The 667-nt window shown below is 41.1% G+C and carries 1 protein-coding gene; it reads left to right on the top strand.

Annotation, left to right across the window (positions count from 1 at the left end; genetic code table 11):
* Positions 1–667 (top strand): transposase (locus tag NK356_RS24060; RefSeq protein ID WP_253318254.1); only part of this gene is annotated, 667 nt, incomplete at both ends.

Raw genomic sequence — 667 nt, 5'->3', positions numbered from 1 at the left:
GATGGTTTTTGCGTATATGGAAAATATTTATTCCTCCCGTAAAATAGAAAAGGCGATGCGGGAAAATGTTTTGTTCATGTGGCTTTCCAATATGAATATTGCCGATCATAATACCATTGCCCGTTTTCGGAGCCAGAAATTGCAAACTGCATTTAAGGATGTCTTTACACAGGTGATTTTGCTGTTGGCTGAAGAAGGTTTAATAACTTTAAAGCAAATCTATACCGACGGAACCAAGATTGAAGCGCAGGCAGGACGCTACACCTTTGTGTGGGGGAAATCCATCAAAACCAACAAAGAAAAAATGCTAAAGCAGCTGGAAGAACTCTGGAAGTATGCCCAAGGCATCGCTTCGGATGAAGATAAAGATCCCGAACCTCCGGAGTTCAGGGAAATCAACAAAGAGAAAATCCAAAAAACGGTAGAAAGTATCAACAAGAAACTGAAAGGAAGTAAAATCACTGATAAGAAAGGGGGAGCTAAAGCTAAAGCCAAGTTGAACTACATCAGAAATAATTTTGAAAAGAATCTTGATAAATACCAACAGCAGGAAGAGATTCTGGCAGAGCGTGGCTCTTACAGCAAAACCGATACAGATGCTACTTTTATGCGGATGAAGGAGGATCACATGAAGAACGGCCAGCTCAAGCCCGCTTACAATGCGCAA

The sequence above is a fragment of the Chryseobacterium sp. S0630 genome, from assembly GCF_024158915.1.
In the GTDB taxonomy this organism is placed as follows: domain Bacteria; phylum Bacteroidota; class Bacteroidia; order Flavobacteriales; family Weeksellaceae; genus Chryseobacterium.
This window is presented reverse-complemented; position numbering and strand designations above follow the sequence as displayed.